Below are 18,659 nucleotides of genomic sequence, written 5' to 3' on the forward strand. Positions count from 1 at the left end.
TTGATTTTAGGGCGACGTGAGTCGCCCTTTTGCTGTTGTCTAGCTAGCCCAATCCTGAAGATTCAGATCAACTACCCGAGCGAATTCCCGCGTATTGTTGGTGACTAAAATTGTGCCTGCCGAAATCGCATGTCCGGCGATTGCCGCATCATTCGCACCAATAGGCGTACCACACACAGCCAAGGCCATTTTCACTTTCGTGGTCGCATCTACCGCCGCGCGATCCCAAGGCAAAACAGCATCAAGACGGCTCACGAACGCCTCCACCAGCGAGAGATGTTTAGGCGAGGCTTTTTTGCCAATCGCCCCAAATCGCATTTCGGCATAAGTTATGGCCGAGACCACAATGCGATCACGTCGCTTAACGCATTGGGTTAACTTCTCAATAACGGCTTCCGGCTGCTCTCGCATGATAAACGAGCAGATATTGGTATCAAGCATGTAGGTTTTCATTAAAGTTCAAACCGCCCGTCTTCAATTACATCGTCTCTATCCTCCAGGAAATCTGCATCTGCCTTCTCTTCTTGCATAAAAGAGCTCCAGCTTGGTTTTACCGGTCGCAAAATCAACGTATCCCCTTCACGGATGATTTCGAGCTCGTTTACCCCATCGAAATCCAGATCACGCGGCAAGCGGATAGCACGGTTATTGCCATTTTTAAATACTGATACTGTTCGCATGAACTTCCTCCTCCCGAAAAATATAAGCATATTATACGAATATGCATGGCATATGCCTACGCACTTTTGCTGGAATTTTGTACTGCATTCTAAAGAAAAATATATTTCCTGTAACAACGACAACCGCAGTGCTGCCAGGCTCGGGATTTTAGTTTTAGTCAAATGTATGTTGTAACTATAACGTTTAACTCTCATCCCGTCGCATTTGGTAATACACAGCAACGCCCTCTTCATCTTTTCTGCTGATAATTCTGCTGCAATAAGCCTCCGATTTCATGAGGATCTGCCATGAACCGCCGCCATTTTTTGTCTTATCTCACCCTTTCCACGTTGGCCATGCGCAGCGGGCTAAACTGGGCTGCATCATCACAGGCAACCACGCACATCCTCCCATTGTGGCCGGGTATCCCGCCAGGCGGAGGCGGCCCTGCAGGCGAAATGGTCATTTCAGATAAGGGCGCGCAGCGCAATATCGTGCAGCCCACCCTTACAGTATCAACGCCGCCCTCGCCCAATGGCCGCGCGGTATTAATTGCCGCCGGTGGCGGTTACACGCACATTGAAATGGGTAAAGAAGCGTGGCCCGCCGCCGCCTGGCTGACGGCGCGCGGATATACTGCTTATGTGCTGAGTTATCGCTTGCCCCATGAAGGCTGGCGAGATGGCGCAATGGTTTCACTGCAGGATGCCCAGCGTGCGCTGCGCCTGGTGCGGCAGCGTGAAAAGCATGTCAGCGTGCTGGGGTTTTCCGCCGGAGGGCATCTGCTCGGTATGGCGGTCACGCGAGCGGATTTCCAATCTTATAGGGCAAGCGATGCCTTGGATAACCTGCCCGCCACAGCCGATCGCGCTGCGCTGATTTACCCCATCATCACACTTGAGCAGCCTTACACGCACACCTCAACGCACAAGATTCTGGTCGGTAAAAATGCGTCAGCAAGTGAAGACGCGGCATGGTCGGTACAAGAATTTGTGAATCCGCACTCGCCGCCCTTCTTTCTGGTGCAGGCAGAGGACGATACCATCTCCAATCCCCATAACACGCTGATCATGGCGAACGCCTGTAAATCCCATCAGGTGCCAGTTGAGATGCATCGCTACAGTCGTGGCGGTCATGGTTTTGCTATGGGCAGGCCTGGCACACCCACGGTGGCGTGGCCAGAGCACTATGAAAGGTGGTTGAAGATCTAGCTCACATCTACCGTTTGCTTGCTGGCTAATCCCGCCAGCAAAGTTTGCGAACTGGCGACCGCACCAAAAATCCCGCCCTGCATATGGATCATGCTGAGCGCGGCTTCGTGGTGTTGCAACTCGGTCGCTGCACAGCAATCTGACAGCACTAAACACTCAAAGCCGCGATCGTTGGCTTCGCGCAGCGTGGTGTGGACGCAGACATCGGTGGTAATGCCGCTGATGATCAGGTTGCGGATGCCGCGGCTGCGCAGAATCAGTTCCAGATCGGTGGCATAAAACGACCCTTTTCCCGGTTTATCAATAATAATTTCGCCCGCCAGCGGCGCCAGTTCAGGGATGATTTCCCAGCCTGGTTCACCGCGCACCAGAATGCGTCCGCACGGTCCGGGCGCGCCGATTTCCGCCTGCATACGCTTCGAGCGCCAGCGCTTGTTGGCGGGCAAATCACTTAAATCCGAACGATGCCCTTCGCGCGTATGGATGATCGGGAAGCCCAGCTCGCGCATCTTTGCCAGCACCTGCTGAAGCGGCTTGATTGGCGCGCGCGTTAAGGCGATATCGTAGCCCATGCTATCGACATAACCGCCCTTGCCGCAGAAATCGGTTTGCATATCGATAACCACCAGCGCGGTATCCTGCGGGCTGCAACGACCGTCATATGGCCACACGTACGGGGTTGAATCAATCGCGTAATCAGGCATTTTTTTCCTCCATCACATTTACCGCATTTTCACGTTTCAGTTTCACAATCAGCGTGTAGCTGGCGGCGGCAGTTACTAAACCAATCACCGCTTCACCGAACTGTGGGAAGGCGATATGCGCAATCACCGCACATAAGCTGCCGATAGCCCAAGCCGCAAAGGCACTGCCGCGCATGCGGCGCAGGGTGCGCTGCTCGCTGATTTTGGCCATAAAGATCAAATCGACAATCATCACCGCACCAAACGGCGGCACCACGATGCCGAGCAAACTCAGCCACTCCAGGAAATAGGACCACACGCCGGCCAGCGCCAGCGCCCCGCCAATCACACCAAGGATCACTGTCCACACGCGCATTTTGCTGCTGAACAGATGGCTAAAGCCAACCGCGCCGTTATACAAGCAGTGCGTACACACCGAACCGAGATTGATAAACACAAACAGGAAGGCAATCACGGAGAGCAGCATGCCGTGCCCCATCAGCATCGGCAGGAAGTTGCCGCCGTTGCTTGCCGGATCGACGGCCGCGCCGACCGCCACAATCACCACGCCAAACAGATAAGAGATGACGTTCGCCACCGGGAACGCGGAGAACGCGGCAATCACCGCCGATTTGCCGTCTTTCGACCAGCGGGTAAAGTCAGCCGTCATGGTGCCGGAATCCGCGAAACCGGCCACCACCATCGTCACGGCGGTGCCCATGCTCATCGCGCCCACCGCGCTGCTGCTGCCGGTAAACTGTGTGACGGTGCTGAAATCATGATCCTGACCGATCAACCACAACGCCACCAAACCCAGGATCACGAACAGCGGCGCGGCAATCATGCCCAGCACCGACAAGGCGCGCACGCCGAGGAAGGTGATTGCGGTGTAAAGCACCATAGCAACCGCCGTGACCGCCAGCGCATTCCAGCCAAAGGTTTGATTGATCACCGTGCCGGTTAAGCCGGTCTGGAAGGCGTACCAGCCAATCACCACGGTCGAGAGAAAACCAGAAACTAAAATGTAGCCTTTGGTACCGAAGGTCCGTTTCGCCTGCAGCGCGAAGTTCATACCGGTATTTCCGGCGAACCAGCTCAGCGCGCCGACATAGGCAAACAGCACCAGATTCCCCAGTAGGATGGCAATCAACGCTGGCCAGAATCCAAGGTGCCAGGTAATGATGCCGCCAAACAGCGCATTCGTCAGGATCATCGGGAAACCAAACCACACCGCCGAAACCGAACCGGTCGAATGGCGATGGCTGAGCGGCACCGGTTCATGCTCGAATTCCTGCTCTAAAGCCGGTGAATTTTTGTTAGTCATGGGCAACTCCGATTAAAACAGGTGTGATGTGATTCCACGGTTGAATGCGCTCGAATGCGGCACTGGCCGCCAGCACCAGGCCATCGTCCAGATGACGACCTACGATTTGCATGCCAATCGGCAATCCGCTGGCGGTAAAGCCCGCAGGAACAGATGCCGCCGGTTGGCCGGTAAAATTGAACGGGAAGCAGAATGAGAGCCAGTGATCGCTGCGCACCATGCGCCCATCGATTATCTCGGGTCCCTGCATGTTGAGCGGGAATGGCGGCACCGCCAGCGTTGGCGACAACAGCAGATCGTAATGCTGCATAAAGCGCCACATCTGATTGCACAGCTTTTTGCGCGTGGTGTTGGCGTCGGTGAAGGTTTCAGCGCGCCAGTCACGTTGCAGCATGGCGCTAAGATGCGGTGACATGCGCGCACCGAGTTCAGCCTGCATGTGGCGCATGCCGCTAAGATCGCTCTCAAAGGCCACCAGCGCGGCGAACGTGGCCGCCTCATCGGCGATGCCGGGATCGACTTCATCCAGTTCAGCACCGAGTTCATGAGCAAAACGGCGCGCGGCCCGTGTGACAACGTCACGCACTTCAGGATCGACAGCGATGTAGCCAAAATCAGCGCTGAACGCGATACGCAGGCCGCTTAGGGGTTTATTCAGCGAGCCGAGCCAATCAACATCATTGCAGGGAATCGAGTGGCGATCGCGCATATCGGGCCCAGCCATCACGGACATCATCAGCGCGCTGTCGCGCACCGAACGTGTCATTGGGCCGATATGCTCCAGCGATTCCCAGCTGGAAACGCCGGGATAACGCTCGTCGCGACAGCCCGGCCATAACGGCACGCGCCCCATCGAGGCTTTCAGGCCAAACACGCCGCAGTGTGCGGCAGGAATGCGCACTGAACCGCCGCCGTCGCTGCCCAATGCAATCGGACACAACCGCGCAGCCAATGCCGCACCGGAACCGGCACTCGAACCGCCTGGCGTTTTAGTGAGATCCCACGGATTGCGCGGTGAAGGAAACAGCGGATTATGCCCGACGCCACTGTAACCAAACTCCGGCGCGGTGGTTTTCCCCAGCAGCACGGCATCGGCGGCCAACAGGCGTTCAACGGTGATGTCATCTTCATCCGGGACAAAATCGGCATAGGCATGCGATCCAGACGTCGTTTTTACCCCCGCCGTGCAAATCAGATCTTTCACCGCCAGCGGGACGCCAGCCAGCGCGCCCAGCGTTTCGCCGCGCGCACGTTTCGCATCAATGGTGGCCGCCTGTTGCAGTGCCCGTTGCGGCGTGGCGGTACAAAATGCCTGGATCTGTGGCTCACGCTGTTCCATGCGTTCGAGCGCGGCTTGCGTCACTTCCTGCGCTGAAACCTCCCCGCTACGGATCAACGCCGCCAGCGTGGTGGCATCTTCATCCAACAGTGCATCAAACATGTGAATACTCCCGATTGCTAACTTAACGGGAATATTGCAGTTTGCGTGCCAAAAATTTCTGAAAACGGTGTGGCCTGCGGCCAGGCCAGATGGGATACGCTCTTGGATACAAGATCGAATACTTATGTTTCTTTACAATGCAGGTTAGACGGTGAGAAGCACGAAAATGGCGCAGCGATGCGCCATGATGGCGAGCGCTATCTCACTCAGCTGTGGGGATCACATCTGCCAGAACCTTTTCGATCACTTCTGCCACACGTCTGACGCGCAGCGGGATAAAGCGCGCATCAGGAAACACCGCGTAGAGAAAACGATCCGGCAGACGGTATGCAGGCAAGATTCTCATCAGCGATCCAGATTTCAACGCTTCATGCACCAGCGGTAATTGCATACCGCCAACGCCGATGTTCGCCTGCAGCGCCTGCAACAATCCTTCGCTGCTGTTGGCACAGAATACGGTGTTCACAGCCAGCGCCACCGTTTCGTGCTCGGATATCAGGCGCAGCGGTGCCTGTTTACCAATGCCGCTAAAGCGGACATGCGGTTGCGCGGCCAGCTCTGCCAGGGTGGTAATCGGCGTCGCGCGTACCCGCTCAGGTGCAGCGAACAGCGGCGATTCAATACGCGCCAATAATCGCGCGGGAAACATCTCCGGCGGTGTTTCACTCAGACGCAGCGCGATATCCACGCCCTCACTCACCAGTTCGGCCACCCGATCGTCGAGCGCGATGGTCAGATGCAGTTCAGGGTTCATTCGCTGCAGCTCCAGCAAATGTGGCAGAAAGCGCTGGCCTAATCCGCTGGGTAACTGGATATGCACGCGCCCTTGCAGCGCTCGCTGCGTCGGACGTAACTGGCTCTCCACGTCCTGCATCGCGGCAAGCAGCGGCTGCATCTGCTGTAAATAACGCTCGCCCTGCTCGGTCAATCTCATGGCGCGGGTGGTGCGGTGCAGCAACACGATACCGAGTTCATCCTCCAGCGCAGCGATTTGCTGGCTCACGGCGGATTGTTTCATATCACCCAAGCGTGCCGCTGCCGAAAACGATCCGGCCTGCGCCACACGAATGAAGGTGTTGATGGCGTTGAGTTTGTTATTCATTTAATGATTTTTCTAATAAGTGACATCTAAATAGTGGGATATCAGCAGTAAAAATTATAGATAACACTGTGGCTGTCATATTCACAGGAGAATAATCATGTCGCAGAGTCATAACGTCGCCCTGGTAGCGGGCGCAACCGGCATTGTTGGCAGACAGCTGGTTAACGCATTGCGTCAGCAGGATTGGCAGGTGATTGGCCTGACGCGCAAGCCTGCAACATCACCCCAGGATATCCCTTTCATCCACGTTGATCTGTTGGATGCGCAGCAGAGCGCACAGGCATTGGCCCCACTCAATCATGTCACGCATATCTTCTACAGCGCGTGGCTGAATGCCGCCAGCTGGCGTGAAATGGTCGAACCCAACGTGACGATGCTGCGCAATCTGGTGGTTAACATCGATAATATTGCACCGCTGCGTTGCGTCAGTTTAATGCAGGGATATAAAGTGTATGGCGCGCATTTGGGGCCGTTTAAAACGCCCGCGCGCGAGAGCGATCCCGGCGTGGCGGGAGCCGAATTCAATGCGGAACAGCAGCATTGGCTAAGTGACTATCAGCGCGGTAAAAGCTGGCACTGGCACGCATTGCGCCCCGGCGTAGTGGGCAGCGCAACCACGGGTAACGCCATGAATCTGGCACTGAGCATCGCGCTCTACGCATCACTGTGCAAATTTCAAGGCTTGCCGCTGCGATTTCCAGGATCAGCCCAAGCCTGGCACAGCATAGTGGATCATACCGATGCCGACTTACTCGCGCAGGCCACGCTGTGGGCGGCCAATGCCCCCGGTGCCGACAATCAAGCATTTAACGTTAACAACGGCGATTTATGGCGCTGGAGTGAGCTATGGCCCGCGATTGCTCGCTGGTTCGAACTGGAAAGCGCGCCGGCAGTGAATCTATCGTTTCATCAACTTTTCCAGGATTATCGCGCGCAGTGGCAGATAATCGCTAAAGACCATCAGCTGATTGAGCCGGATATCTTGCAGCTGAATGATGGGCGATTTGCCGATTTTGTCTTTGGCTGGGATTACGACATGTTTGGTGACGGCAGCAAATTACGGCGCGCGGGTTTTAATGGTTACCAGGCAACGGATGCGATGTTCTTTGCTCTGTTTGCGCAGTTACGCAGCGCACGAATTATTCCTTAACCCGCGTCAGGGAAGTTCAGGCTTCCCTCATAACTCATCATTAAAAGGTCATATCGCACTCCCCATTATCGCTATATACTTCGGTGCATATTGAATTCAGGAGTTTCTATGCACCTCTCTTTTAACCGGATTATTCTCGCCGGCCTGCTCACTTTTACCTCTCTACACAGTTATGCCAGCCGCGTGGTGACCGATCAGATTGGCCGTCAGGTGACGATTCCCGATCACGTCGATCGTGTAGTCGTGCTGCAACACCAAACGCTTAACCTGCTGGTGCAGCTCAACGCTACCGATAAAATCGTGGGTATTCTGGCGAACTGGAAACAGCAGCTGGGTGAAGGTTACGCGCAGCTGGTGCCTGAGTTAACGCATAAAGCGCTGCTGGGCGATTTAACCCATGTTGATATGGAACAGCTGGTGGCACTGCATCCGCAGGTGGTTTTTGTCACCAACTATGCGCCAAAAGAGATGATCGATCAGATTTCAGCATTAGGCATCCCGGTGCTGGCCATCTCACTGCGTCATGATGATGCCGGTCAGCAAGGCAAAATCAATCCCATGATGCAGAATGAAGATCAGGCTTACGATCTCGGCATCAAGGAAGGCATCACGTTGATCGGCAATGTGGTCAACAAGCCAACACAGGCGCAGGAACTGATTGATGCTGCGTTTGCAGGACGCAAAATCGTCAGCGAGCGCTTAAAAAATCTGCCCGAGCCGCAGCGTGTGCGCGCTTATATGGCGAATCCCGATCTCACCACTTACGGTTCAGGGAAATACACTGGCTTGATGATGGCACATGCGGGTGCATTTAATGTGGCTGCCGCGACCGTTCAGGGTTTTAAACAGGTCAGCATGGAACAGGTGGTGGCGTGGAATCCGCAGGTGATTTTTGTGCAGGATCGCTATCCAAACGTGCTGCAAGAGATCCAACAGGATCCACGCTGGCAAACCATTGATGCGGTAAAAAATCATCAGGTGTGGCTGATGCCGGACTATGCCAAAGCCTGGGGCTATCCGATGCCAGAAGCGATTGGCTTGGGCGAACTGTGGATGGCGAAAAAGCTCTATCCGGAAAAATTCCGCGACATCGACATGCAACAACAGGCTGAAAGCTGGTACCAACGCTTCTATCGGACGCACTATCATGACAACGTTAAACATTCTGGCAGCCGGTAGCCTGCGCGCGGTCTGGCCAGATTTAATGGCATCATTCACCTCGCTTAGCGGTCTAAGGATCACTACCGATTTTGGCCCGGCGGGCAGGTTACGTCAGCGAATTGAGGCCGGTGAAGCGTGCGATTTTTTCGCCTCCGCTAATCGGCTGCACCCTGAAGCGCTGTTGCAGCAAGGACGCGCAGTAAAGCTAGGATTATTTGCTGCCAACACGCTGTGCCTGACCGCCAGGCGTGACATTGTCACACGCGCAGATGACTGGTTATCGCTGCTATGTCGGGATGATTTGCGTGTAGCGACCTCAACGCCGCTCAGCGATCCTTCTGGCGATTATACATGGGAACTTTTTGATAACATTGAGCGTCTTCATCCCGGCTCCGGGAACAGGCTCAAAGCCAAAGCGCGTCCGATGGTGGGCGGCACAGACGGTTTGATGGTGCCTAAGGGTGAGCTGGCGGCGCAGTGGCTCATTGAGCAAAAGCACACGGATATGTTTATCGGCTACGCCAGCTATGCGCCGCGTTTGCAGCTCTGCCCTCAGCTGCACGTGTTGAATATCCCCGCGCCTTATAACGTGGTGGCCGAATATGGTTGGGCGTGCTGCTCTGCCCCCGCGCTTCCCCTCGCGGCTTTTCTCTCTTCAGCCGCGGCGCAGACTATTTTGCAACAGCATGGCTTCCAACTCTCCGCTACACCGCGATAGCAACCAGCACCAGGCACAACAGTAGAACGTAAATCCGCGCATGCCAGCGATCGGACACCGCCGGAATACATCGGCGGGCAAACAGCATCCCCACAAAACCGGCAACCACCAGCAGCAGTAAAATGGTCAGGCTGATAAATCCCAGATAACCGCTAGCGGGTATTTGCTGCCCGCCGCTGATGGCGTAAGTCGTCGCGCCCAACATGGCGACCGGCAGCGACAGCGGATTGGCCGCGCTGACGCAATCACGCATGGCATAACCATGACGACGCAGCAGCGGTACAGTCATCACGCTGCCGCCGACGCCCAGCATGGCGGCAATCATGCCGATCAAGGTGCCGCCCGCGCTGGCGGTCAGCCGCGACAAAACTCGCGGTGCAGCGCGTGTAAGAAAGCCTTTGCGCAGCAGGCAATCGGCGATGGTCACCAGCATGTAAACCATAAAAAGTCCCCGCACCCACCTATCACTCATTGCGCCAGCCAGCCATGAACCGATCACCGCACCGAGCGCGATAAACCCGATGAGCGGCAGCAGTGTGGCTTTATGCAGTTTGCCAGCCCGCCAGTTTTGGTAGCTGGCCCAACCGGCATTGAAAATCATCACGGCGGTCGAGGTCGCCACCGCGATGTGCATCGCATGTTCCGCCAGCAACGGCTGCTGCACCATCAGTTGATAAACAAATGGCACCACCACAAAACCGCCGCCAAAGCCAAACAGCACCGTGGTGATGCCGGTGGCAAAACCCGCCAGACCAATAATTAACAGCTCGTTCATCGCTTTTCTCTGCATCATCAAAAGAGTGATGCAGCTTACGCAGCAACCTGCACGCTTCCCATTTGTGCAGCGCTCAATTACCCTTGCAAATCAGTCAATTTGCGGTGGATGTCTGCTATGCGAAATAGTCACATTGATGAATACGACAAAATTGATCGTGACGTCGTGGCGCTAGGAAATGACTACGCGCAAGGATGCGTGCTGCCGGAACACCAGCATCGCCGCGCGCAGTTGCTGTATGGCGCAACTGGATTAATGCACGTTTCGACTCAGGCTGGCGAATGGGTGGTACCGCCGCAGCACGCGGTGTGGATTCCGCCAAACACCGCGCACAGGGTTAAGTTTGTCGGCGTCTCGACGCGCAGTATGTATATTGAGCCGCTTTGCGCGGCAGCATTGCGCGATAACACACGCTGTTGCGTCATTAGCATCTCGCCGCTACTGCGCCAGTTGTTGATTGAAGCTGTTGATTTACCACTACTATACGCATCCGATCGCGATCGATCGCTGGTGCAGTTGCTGCTGCTGGAGTTAGCGGCGATGCCTGCACGGGAATTTGATATTCCGCTGCCCCAGCATCCGGCGCTATTAGCGCAATGCCAGAACTTCTTACAGGCACCCACCATTCATGATGCGGCCGCTCGCTGGGCCGGAGCGCTCTTTATGAGCTCCAGCACCTTCCGACGGCATTTTTTACAGCAAACCGGTTTGTCCTTTTCCGCCTGGCGGCAGCGTGCCTGTGTAGTAACGGCGCTGGCGATGCTGGTAGCGGGCAAATCCGTTAACGAAGTGGCGCTATCGCTCGGCTACGACAGCAGTTCAGCCTTCTCGACCATGTTTCGCCGCGTCACGGGTCAGGTTCCCTCATTCTACGCCGTGCAAAATTGAGCAAACCTTCACCACTTAATTGGCGATTTCAGCCTGAAAACCGACGGTATATCGCATAATCAACTTGTATAACCCGCTGATTATTAATCAATTACTTTTTAACAACAGCGTGTCGAAGGTTCAGACGGTTAGCTGATGCTGCACCGCATCCAAAAACGCACGTAGCGCCGCCGGTTGACGTTCGCGCGACATATAGAGGCCGTAGATCGCCAGCGTTTTCGCCTGATAGGTCGGCAGCACGGTTTGCAGCTGGCCGTTATCGAGGGCGTGACGTGCTTCCATCTCCGGCACCATCGCCAGACCACAACCGGCGATCGCCGCGTCACACAGCACCGAGGAGATGCCAGCGCTGAAATTGCCGTTCACCGTCGCAGCTATCGTTTCACCCTGCGTATCGCAAAACTGCCAGCTCTGCCCGGCAAAACGACTGTAATGCAGGCAATTATGCTGCGCCAAATCAGCGGGCGTTTGCGGCGCACCGTGCACCTGCAGATAGTCCGGCGACGCGCACACCACTGAAACACATTCGCCTAAACGCCGGGCAATGGCACCGGGTTCAGGATCGTCGGTAATGCGCACCGCCACATCTATACGCTCACCAATCAAACTCACTGGCTGATTGTTGATCTCCAGCTCAATCCGCACTGCCGGAAAACGCGCCAGGAATGCTGGGATCATCGGGCTAAGAATATGTGTGGCGGTGGAGTGCGCACAGGCGACGCGCAACGTGCCATGCGGTTCGCTATGAGCGCCCTGATCGGCAATCTCTTCAGCCAATCTTGCCAGCGTGCGCGATTTTTCGAGGATCTTTTCACCGGCAGGCGTGATGGTGAGCTTGCGCGACGATCGATGCAGTAAGCGCGCACCCGCCCACTTCTCCATCTCATCCAGATAGCGGCTGACCATCGGCCGCGAAATATCCAGCGCGCGCGCCGCGGCGCTTAGGCTGCCCAGCTCGCAAATGCGGTTAAATACCGTTGCCGCCGTCACTCTGTCCATATGGGCTCCATCTGATCGTTTTATGAAACTGATCATATCCAGTTACAGGAATTCTAACAGTCCGAAATTTCCCTACAATAGCGACTTCAATCACGGCGAGGTGCCGGATAAAGGAAAATTTGATGAAAATGAAAACACTGTCGCTGGCACTGGCCTTTTCCACCCTGCCTGCTTTCGCTGCGCCGCTGCATTTGGAGGTGTATAACCCACAGGAAAAGGGCATTTTCCCTGTCTCCTCTACGCTGGTTTCCGGTCCGCATGAAGCGATACTGTTTGATGCGCAGTTCAGCACGAAAGACGGTGAGAAGCTGGTGCAAATGATCAAAGCCAGCGGCAAAAAGCTGACGCAGATTGTCATCACCTCTGGCGATCCTGATTTTTACTTTGGGCTTGAACCAATTGTAAAAGCGTTCCCACAGGTGAAGATTGTGGCGACGGCCGATGTGGTGAAACACATCCAAGCCACCAACGCCGCCAAGCTGGCTTATTGGGGCCCGCAAATGAAGAACGGTGCGCCAAAACAGCTCTATGTACCGCAGGTTACGCAGGCGACGACGTTTAAAGTCGATGGCGAAACCCTGGAGCTGCATCATGCCAATGATTACGCCGCCTACGTGTGGATTCCGGCGAACAAAGCGATTCTCGGCGGCACCGGCGTGGCTTCAGGTATTCACGTCTGGACTGCCGATACGCAAACGCCAGCAGTTCGACAGCAGTGGCGCAATGTGTTGAGTGAGATGCAAAAACTGCAGCCTAAACAGGTGATTCCGGGGCATTATTTGGGTGAACGCCCGACGGGCGATGCGGCGATTACGTTTACTTTGAACTATCTGCACACCTTTGAGAAAGCGCTGCAGCAGCACAAAGGCGCTGCGCAGGTGATCGAAACCATGAAAGCCGCCTATCCGAATTTGCCGGATGAGAGCTCGCTGGATCTCAGCGCCAAGGTAAATACCGGCGAAATGAAATGGTAATGAATATTTTGCGTGTACAAACTTTGACGAACAATACAAAGAGAGTCTGATTTGCTAGGATTTTGGCCCGAATAAGCAATATAAGGTGGCGGGTCATGCCCCAAAAAAGAGCGACGCTGATTGGTTTGATGGCCATTTTATTGTGGAGCGCGATTGTCGGACTGATTAAAAATGTCAGTGAAGGATTCGGTCCGGTGGGCGGTGCGGCGCTGATCTACAGCGCCAGCGCGATACTGCTAACCTTCACTGTGGGCCTGCCAAAACTGCGCACTTTTCCGCGCAGCTATTTGATTATCGGCAGTGTGCTTTTCGTCTGCTACGAACTCTGCTTGTCACTCTCGCTGGGGTTTACTCACAGCGGTCGTCAGGCGATTGAAGTCGGCATGGTCAATTACCTGTGGCCAAGTTTGACCATCGTTCTTGCCGTGATTGTGAATCGGCAAAAAACCAATCCACTGATTATTCCAGGCGTTTTGCTGGCTGTTGCGGGTATTTGCCGCGTGTTGGGCGGCGATCACGGCTTCTCATTCAGCGAAATGGCCCGTAACGTGATGGATAATCCGCTGAGCTACGGTCTGGCATTGAGCGGCGCGGGTATTTGGGCGGTGTATTGTGTGGTCACCAGGAAAATTGCTAACGGCAGTAATGGCATTACGCTGTTCTTTATCTTAACCGCGCTGACGCTATGGTTGAAATTTGCGCTCTCTCCGCAGCCCTCATTCATATTATCCGCCGAGGTTTGGATCAGTCTGGCATTAGCCGCGATGGCGATGGGCTTTGGCTATGCCGCATGGAATATCGGCATTTTGCATGGCAACGTGACAATTTTGGCCGCCGCATCCTACTTTATTCCGATCGTTTCCTCGATTCTCGCGGCCTTTATTCTGCGCTCGCATCTGACCGTTGCCTTTTGGCAAGGTACTGCAATGGTTAGTCTTGGCTCGTTGTTGTGCTGGTGGTCGACCCGAGGACAGAACACATAATACTTATCCTTAGAACAAAATTAACTCGTTGATCATTTCCTGCACAGCCAACGATCTGTTGCTACTATAGCAACGCAACACACAGCAATGCGTTGCTACGAGAATTTAAGATTGGTAACGTTTACCTGGCCCGCGTTTAGCGGGCTTTTTTTTGCCGGTTATAAATAACGCGGCTTTTCGCTGCGGAATCCAAGGCCAATTAAGCGACCAAACAGATGGCGCAGGAACGGAAAGCGACTAATCAACTGTGGCACTTTGCTCGGCGTGCTGCGTTTACGCTTATTACTGCTCATTTTGATTTGCAGAAATTGGGTCGCGACCGTCGGGAACTGGCGGCGCTGCTGCACCTTTTGCAGATCGCGCACTGTCACGCTGCCCTGCTGCAGCGGTTTGGTCAGGATATTGGCAGCGGCCACCGCATCCTGAATCGCCAGATTAACGCCAACGCCGCCAATTGGTGACATCGCATGTGCGGCGTCGCCAATACAGAGCACGCCGGGCTTCATCCACTGATCAAGACGATCGATGCGAATCGACAACAGCTTGAGCTTTTCCCATTCATCGACTTCCGCCATGCGTGCTGCACTGAACGGCGCAACCTGTGCCATGGAAGTTTTTAGCGCATCTAATCCCGCCCGCTTTAACTCGTCGAACTGGTTTTTCTGTATGGTGTAGCCGCACTGCCAGTAATCACCACGATCGATAACGATGAAATTTTGTTTCGGTCCTTTGTGGCCCATGCCCAACTGCGGATCGTCAGGATGTTTCTCCAGCCGGAACCACAACACATCGCGCGGAGAGCCGAAGCTTTTTCCGCTGAGCCCCGCTTTGGCTTTGACCTGCGATTGCCGGCCATCAGCGCCAATCACTAAAGAAGTGCGAATAACATGACGTTCGTTACCCTGTAACGTTTGCACGCCGCTTATTGCGCCATTCTCATAAATGAAGTCGTCAAACGCAGTGGATTGCAGCAGGGTGAAACCGGGAAACTGGGCCGCTTTTTTCGCCAGGAAATTGAGGAAATCCCACTGCGGCATAAAGGCGATGAAGCGGCACTGCACCGGCAAACGCGAGAAATCCGCCATGGTGATCTCCTCGCCGCCCACTTCCGCCTGCAGCTTCTCGGCACGCTGATGCGGCAACGCCAGTAATTCATCGAGCAGACCGAGCTGGCGCATGATCTCCAGCGTTGAAGGGTGAATGGTATCGCCGCGAAAATCGCGCAGGAAATCGGGATGTTTCTCGATAACCACAACGCGCAATCCAGCACGCGCCAGTAAATACCCCAGCATTAACCCCGCGGGACCGCCGCCGACAATACAACAATCCGCGCTTGACGATTTTTCCTGTGTTGCCTGCATTATCTGCCTCATATCAATATGATAATGGTTATCATTTATAGCATAGGTTGATGCTAATGCGATGAAGCCAACCTTAATGCCCACTGCACAGGCGGCACGGCAACGTTACGCTGCACGCGGGCACATCATAAACAACACCTCAACGTTGAGTCGTTTAGCGCAGAGATTGATCGCTGGGCAGCGCTAACGCCATCGATGGACGGCAGAGGTAACGTGCGGACGCTAAAAGCGTCCCTGATAAATGCATCGACTTAACGTCCATGCCTGCATTTTTCTTAAGTTATTGTTAACAATAAATTAGCACTTTTGGCCAAAGCATTGCGCCACTGATTCGCCATATTCCTGTACATATTAAATAAATTTGTATAAGTTTGTCCGCTAAAGTTATACGTTAACCTCGAGGATGGAACCATGCGTCAGGATCGTAACTTTTCCGCAGCGTCGGAAGCTATTGCGCGCTACTTCAAAGAAGCCTCTTTGCCTTCACAGCAGGAAACGCTGGGACAAATTGTGGTTGAGATTTTGCGTTCAGGGCGGACGTTAAGCCGTAAAGCGTTGTGCACCAAGTTGCTGTGCCGCATGGAACAAGCACGCGGGACTGAAGAGGAAATTCATTATCAGCAATTAATTGGCCTGATGTTTTCCGTTGAACGAGAATCCTAAAACAGGCGCTGTTGGCCTGAGAATTAACCAAGTGGCTTCCGCCTCATTCACCTGCTGGTAAGACTGAATCCACTTTGTTATTTGCCGCAGGTCTTCCGCGGTAACCAGAGAGAATCTATGTATAGAAGTGATGAAGAACGGCTCACCGACATCATCATGGGCGATGCGATTTTACAGTTGCTAAAAAAATCCGGCCCGGTTTCTACCCGCACGCTGCTTGAAAAGCTGCGCGTGATGGCATCAGTTGAACGCGATCCACCGCGGCAGCAAGCGCTGAGCCGAGCGATGTCTGAAGTAATGAGTCATATTGAAACGCCACAGTCGAGCGGCGTGGCGATCAAGAATACCGACAACGTGACGCATATTTTCCGCAATCGTGACGGTTCAGGTAATGGCACTAAGCATTGAGCTTCGGGCGAACGCTGACTAATCAACGTTCGCTCTTTCTTGCAAAGATGTAGACCCTTCTGTCTTGTTTTCTCTTGGCACTCTGTTAAATTCATCTTTCACAACGAATTTTTGCGAGCTTATATGTCTTACCTCAACGCCTTAACCACAGAGACCACCACCACCGCATTTGGCGGCGGCGTGTGTGCATCTGTAGCGGAGACATAAGCTCCAGCATCCTCAGCCCCGTCAATCACTGGACGGGGAATGGTCTCCGTTCATAGCATGTAGAAAGGAGACACACCATGCAGCCATCGCAACATAAAGCCTTGTTAGTCATTGATATGCAGAACGGGTTATTTCACGCCTCGCCAGCACCCTTTGCTGCACAATCGGTGTTAGCCAACATCAATCAGCTAATCGGGTTAGCCCATCAAGCGCATGCGCCCGTTTTCTTCGCACGCCACACTGGGCCGGAGGGTTCGCCGTTGGCCGAAAGTAGTCCGCTGACGCAGTTGATTCCGGAACTGCAAATTGATGCCGCCCGCGATCGGGTATTTGTGAAGAAATATCCCAACTGCTTTCGTGACACTGAATTACTGGCCGCGCTGAAAAATGCCGATATTAAAGAACTGGCCATAGTTGGGATGAAGACGGAATATTGCGTAGATACCACTTGCCGTGCCGCCGCTGACTTAGGCTATCGCGTTGCACTGATTGAGGATGGGCATACTTCTGTGGATAACAGCGTGTTAAGCGCCCGACAAATTATTGCACACCATAATCAAACGCTGGCCGGCCCCTTTGTGCAGCGGGTAGCAAGCGCGGCATATATATTCTGAGAAGTTAATCAATGAGGGCGAAAGCCCTCTTTTCGCTTGCACGCTATTACATCAGCGCAACGCCAAAGCGTTTAAGTAGCGTGGCCCAAAGCAGAAATAGCAGGATAGTGAGTACACAACTCGCCACCAGCGTCGGCCAGAATCCGAGGCGTTGATAGAGAAACGGAAAGGCGATAAACATCGGCAAGGTCGGTACCACATACCAGAAGGTGTACCATGCGTGACTGGCAATTTTGGCCTGGCTTTGCCCTTCCAGCTTCATCCAGATCAGCACCAGCACCGTAACCAAAGGCAACGCGGCAATCAGTCCGCCAAGGCGATCGCTCCGTTTAGCCACTTCCGATATCAGCACCACCATGCCGGCGGTAATGGCATATTTGGCAATAAGCCACAGCATGCGGTTATCCTTCCGTTAATAGTTAACTATCAATGACGTATTGCGCATCCGCACTGCGACATTTCACCCGGCACATGTTTACCGTGATGGGAATGGCGCACCTGCAATTCACCCTGCTGCCAGGCATTGCTGGCGTCAGCACGGTTTTCCAGCAAACGATTCAGCGCTTCACTCACCAGCAGATCACGGCGCTGCGACCAGCTGGTCAGATGCCAGGTCGACGCACGCGCTTCATCAACATCACCAAAGCCCACCACCGCGACATGTGCACCTTGCGCAAAATCGCGCACCGCTTGTAAGGCGCCGAATGCCAATACATCGCTTTCGCAGAACAGCGCATTAACGCGCTCGGCAGCACGGGTTTTTTTCAAGTACGCCATCATTGCCTGATAGGCCAGTTCACGATCGTTGCCACCGGCAGAGAGTTGGAGGGTAAGTTCTTTATGTTTGGCTTGCAGACTGGCGACAAAGCCCTCCATCTGGCGCACAGCCGCACGATGTTGCAGGCTGTGCATAAAGCCGAAACGTTGATGACCTTGCGACAGCAGCAATAAGCCTATCTCTTCGCCCGCGGTATAACCATCCGCCATCACGACGTTGGCTTCCGCGCTGGCGCTGTGGCTGAGATGTACCGTCGCGGCCTGCGGCAGAATATCTGCTGCCACGCGCAGTTCATCGCTAAACTGCGAGGTTAGAAAGACTAAACCGCCGATTGGAAGTTGTGCCGCGTGACGAAGCGCACTGTGATAGCTTTCGCGGGAATGAGCATTAAGCAGCAGCGTAATAAAGCCACGTTCATTCAGCTGCCGCGTGACCTCATCGAGTAGCTTGACGGTATTAGGATTGATAAATTCATTGCTGACAATGCCGACGATATTGGAATTTACGGCCATGGACTGACACTCCTGCAACTTAGCGTGCGGTAAATATTGGTAGGTAA

21 protein-coding genes are annotated in these 18,659 nt (G+C 54.3%); 10 read left to right on the forward strand and 11 right to left on the reverse strand.

Going from position 1 to position 18,659, the window contains the following annotated elements:
- Positions 1 to 39: 39 nt before the first annotated feature.
- Positions 40 to 453, reverse strand: coding sequence for a type II toxin-antitoxin system VapC family toxin (locus AC6I8K_RS21055; RefSeq protein ID WP_497827509.1), 414 nt, complete (start codon positions 451 to 453; stop codon positions 40 to 42).
- Positions 453 to 680: a type II toxin-antitoxin system VapB family antitoxin gene (vapB, locus tag AC6I8K_RS21060; RefSeq protein WP_483818368.1), complete on the reverse strand. Its 228-nt coding sequence runs from the start codon at positions 678 to 680 to the stop codon at positions 453 to 455. Before vapB ends, AC6I8K_RS21055 begins: the two co-directional genes overlap by 1 nt.
- 288 nt (positions 681 to 968) lie before the next feature.
- On the opposite strand from vapB, the gene AC6I8K_RS21065 reads away from it, so the two are divergent.
- Positions 969 to 1,871: an alpha/beta hydrolase gene (locus AC6I8K_RS21065; RefSeq protein WP_497827510.1), complete on the forward strand. Its 903-nt coding sequence runs from the start codon at positions 969 to 971 to the stop codon at positions 1,869 to 1,871.
- Here the strand turns inward: AC6I8K_RS21065 and biuH are convergent.
- The 4 genes from biuH to AC6I8K_RS21085 all read right to left on the reverse strand — a co-directional run bounded on the left by biuH (position 1,868) and on the right by AC6I8K_RS21085 (position 6,421).
- Positions 1,868 to 2,575, reverse strand: coding sequence for a biuret amidohydrolase (gene biuH, locus AC6I8K_RS21070; protein ID WP_064739967.1), 708 nt, complete (start codon positions 2,573 to 2,575; stop codon positions 1,868 to 1,870). The two genes, AC6I8K_RS21065 and biuH, sit on opposite strands and share 4 nt — an antisense overlap.
- Positions 2,568 to 3,878 (reverse strand): purine-cytosine permease family protein, encoded by a 1,311-nt coding sequence (locus AC6I8K_RS21075; RefSeq protein ID WP_483818366.1) that lies wholly within the window; start codon positions 3,876 to 3,878, stop codon positions 2,568 to 2,570. The genes biuH and AC6I8K_RS21075 overlap by 8 nt, the downstream gene beginning before the upstream one ends.
- On the reverse strand, positions 3,871 to 5,319 hold the full coding sequence (locus AC6I8K_RS21080) for an amidase (protein WP_497827511.1): 1,449 nt from the start codon (positions 5,317 to 5,319) through the stop codon (positions 3,871 to 3,873). Before AC6I8K_RS21080 ends, AC6I8K_RS21075 begins: the two co-directional genes overlap by 8 nt.
- A 202-nt stretch (positions 5,320 to 5,521) precedes the next feature.
- Positions 5,522 to 6,421 (reverse strand): LysR family transcriptional regulator, encoded by a 900-nt coding sequence (locus AC6I8K_RS21085; RefSeq protein WP_497827512.1) that lies wholly within the window; start codon positions 6,419 to 6,421, stop codon positions 5,522 to 5,524.
- A 97-nt stretch (positions 6,422 to 6,518) separates the two neighbouring features.
- Here AC6I8K_RS21085 and AC6I8K_RS21090 point away from each other — a divergent pair, with 97 nt between their 5' ends.
- The 3 genes from AC6I8K_RS21090 to AC6I8K_RS21100 all read left to right on the forward strand — a co-directional run bounded on the left by AC6I8K_RS21090 (position 6,519) and on the right by AC6I8K_RS21100 (position 9,450).
- Positions 6,519 to 7,571: an SDR family oxidoreductase gene (locus tag AC6I8K_RS21090; protein WP_497827513.1), complete on the forward strand. Its 1,053-nt coding sequence runs from the start codon at positions 6,519 to 6,521 to the stop codon at positions 7,569 to 7,571.
- Between the two features lie 108 nt (positions 7,572 to 7,679).
- The gene (locus tag AC6I8K_RS21095) at positions 7,680 to 8,750 is read left to right on the forward strand and encodes an ABC transporter substrate-binding protein (protein WP_497827514.1); all 1,071 of its coding nucleotides are present in this window, start codon (positions 7,680 to 7,682) and stop codon (positions 8,748 to 8,750) included.
- Entirely contained in the window at positions 8,719 to 9,450 is a 732-nt protein-coding gene (locus tag AC6I8K_RS21100) for a substrate-binding domain-containing protein (RefSeq protein ID WP_497827515.1), read from the forward strand. The genes AC6I8K_RS21095 and AC6I8K_RS21100 overlap by 32 nt, the downstream gene beginning before the upstream one ends.
- On the opposite strand, the gene AC6I8K_RS21105 is transcribed toward AC6I8K_RS21100, so the two are convergent.
- Entirely contained in the window at positions 9,437 to 10,225 is a 789-nt protein-coding gene (locus AC6I8K_RS21105; RefSeq protein WP_497827516.1) for a sulfite exporter TauE/SafE family protein, read from the reverse strand. The genes AC6I8K_RS21100 and AC6I8K_RS21105 overlap by 14 nt on opposite strands.
- A gap of 117 nt (positions 10,226 to 10,342) precedes the next feature.
- On the opposite strand from AC6I8K_RS21105, the gene AC6I8K_RS21110 reads away from it, so the two are divergent.
- Positions 10,343 to 11,113 (forward strand): AraC family transcriptional regulator, encoded by a 771-nt coding sequence (locus AC6I8K_RS21110; RefSeq protein WP_497827517.1) that lies wholly within the window; start codon positions 10,343 to 10,345, stop codon positions 11,111 to 11,113.
- Positions 11,114 to 11,233: 120 nt separating this feature from the next.
- On the opposite strand, the gene AC6I8K_RS21115 is transcribed toward AC6I8K_RS21110, so the two are convergent.
- Positions 11,234 to 12,112 (reverse strand): LysR family transcriptional regulator, encoded by an 879-nt coding sequence (locus AC6I8K_RS21115; RefSeq protein ID WP_483818358.1) that lies wholly within the window; start codon positions 12,110 to 12,112, stop codon positions 11,234 to 11,236.
- A 122-nt stretch (positions 12,113 to 12,234) separates the two neighbouring features.
- Here AC6I8K_RS21115 and AC6I8K_RS21120 point away from each other — a divergent pair, with 122 nt between their 5' ends.
- Together AC6I8K_RS21120 and yddG are read left to right on the forward strand one after the other, a co-directional pair.
- Positions 12,235 to 13,086, forward strand: coding sequence for a Vmh family MBL fold metallo-hydrolase (locus AC6I8K_RS21120; protein WP_064739957.1), 852 nt, complete (start codon positions 12,235 to 12,237; stop codon positions 13,084 to 13,086).
- A gap of 95 nt (positions 13,087 to 13,181) precedes the next feature.
- Positions 13,182 to 14,069, forward strand: a complete 888-nt coding sequence (gene yddG, locus AC6I8K_RS21125; protein WP_497827518.1) for an aromatic amino acid DMT transporter YddG — start codon at positions 13,182 to 13,184, stop codon at positions 14,067 to 14,069.
- A gap of 158 nt (positions 14,070 to 14,227) precedes the next feature.
- On the opposite strand, the gene AC6I8K_RS21130 is transcribed toward yddG, so the two are convergent.
- Entirely contained in the window at positions 14,228 to 15,430 is a 1,203-nt protein-coding gene (locus AC6I8K_RS21130; RefSeq protein ID WP_497827519.1) for an FAD-dependent oxidoreductase, read from the reverse strand.
- Between the two features lie 411 nt (positions 15,431 to 15,841).
- Between AC6I8K_RS21130 and ycgZ the strand changes: the two genes are divergently transcribed.
- From ycgZ to AC6I8K_RS21145, 3 genes are all read left to right on the forward strand, one after another.
- Positions 15,842 to 16,093: a regulatory protein YcgZ gene (ycgZ, locus tag AC6I8K_RS21135; protein ID WP_497827520.1), complete on the forward strand. Its 252-nt coding sequence runs from the start codon at positions 15,842 to 15,844 to the stop codon at positions 16,091 to 16,093.
- A 117-nt stretch (positions 16,094 to 16,210) separates the two neighbouring features.
- Positions 16,211 to 16,501 carry a hypothetical protein gene (locus tag AC6I8K_RS21140; protein ID WP_064739953.1) on the forward strand — a complete coding sequence of 97 codons (291 nt, stop codon included), beginning with the start codon at positions 16,211 to 16,213 and terminating at the stop codon, positions 16,499 to 16,501.
- A gap of 284 nt (positions 16,502 to 16,785) precedes the next feature.
- Positions 16,786 to 17,322, forward strand: coding sequence for a cysteine hydrolase family protein (locus AC6I8K_RS21145; protein ID WP_483818354.1), 537 nt, complete (start codon positions 16,786 to 16,788; stop codon positions 17,320 to 17,322).
- Between the two features lie 46 nt (positions 17,323 to 17,368).
- Here the strand turns inward: AC6I8K_RS21145 and AC6I8K_RS21150 are convergent, their stop codons facing one another.
- Both AC6I8K_RS21150 and AC6I8K_RS21155 read right to left on the reverse strand, forming a co-directional pair.
- Complete coding sequence (locus AC6I8K_RS21150) at positions 17,369 to 17,719, reverse strand: DUF3147 family protein (RefSeq protein WP_064739951.1); 351 nt, start codon at positions 17,717 to 17,719, stop codon at positions 17,369 to 17,371.
- A gap of 29 nt (positions 17,720 to 17,748) precedes the next feature.
- On the reverse strand, positions 17,749 to 18,612 hold the full coding sequence (locus AC6I8K_RS21155) for a substrate-binding domain-containing protein (RefSeq protein ID WP_497827521.1): 864 nt from the start codon (positions 18,610 to 18,612) through the stop codon (positions 17,749 to 17,751).
- Between the last annotated feature and the right edge of the window lie 47 nt (positions 18,613 to 18,659).

It is taken from the genome of Pantoea sp. X-Soil-ISGK-421, assembly GCF_059730785.1.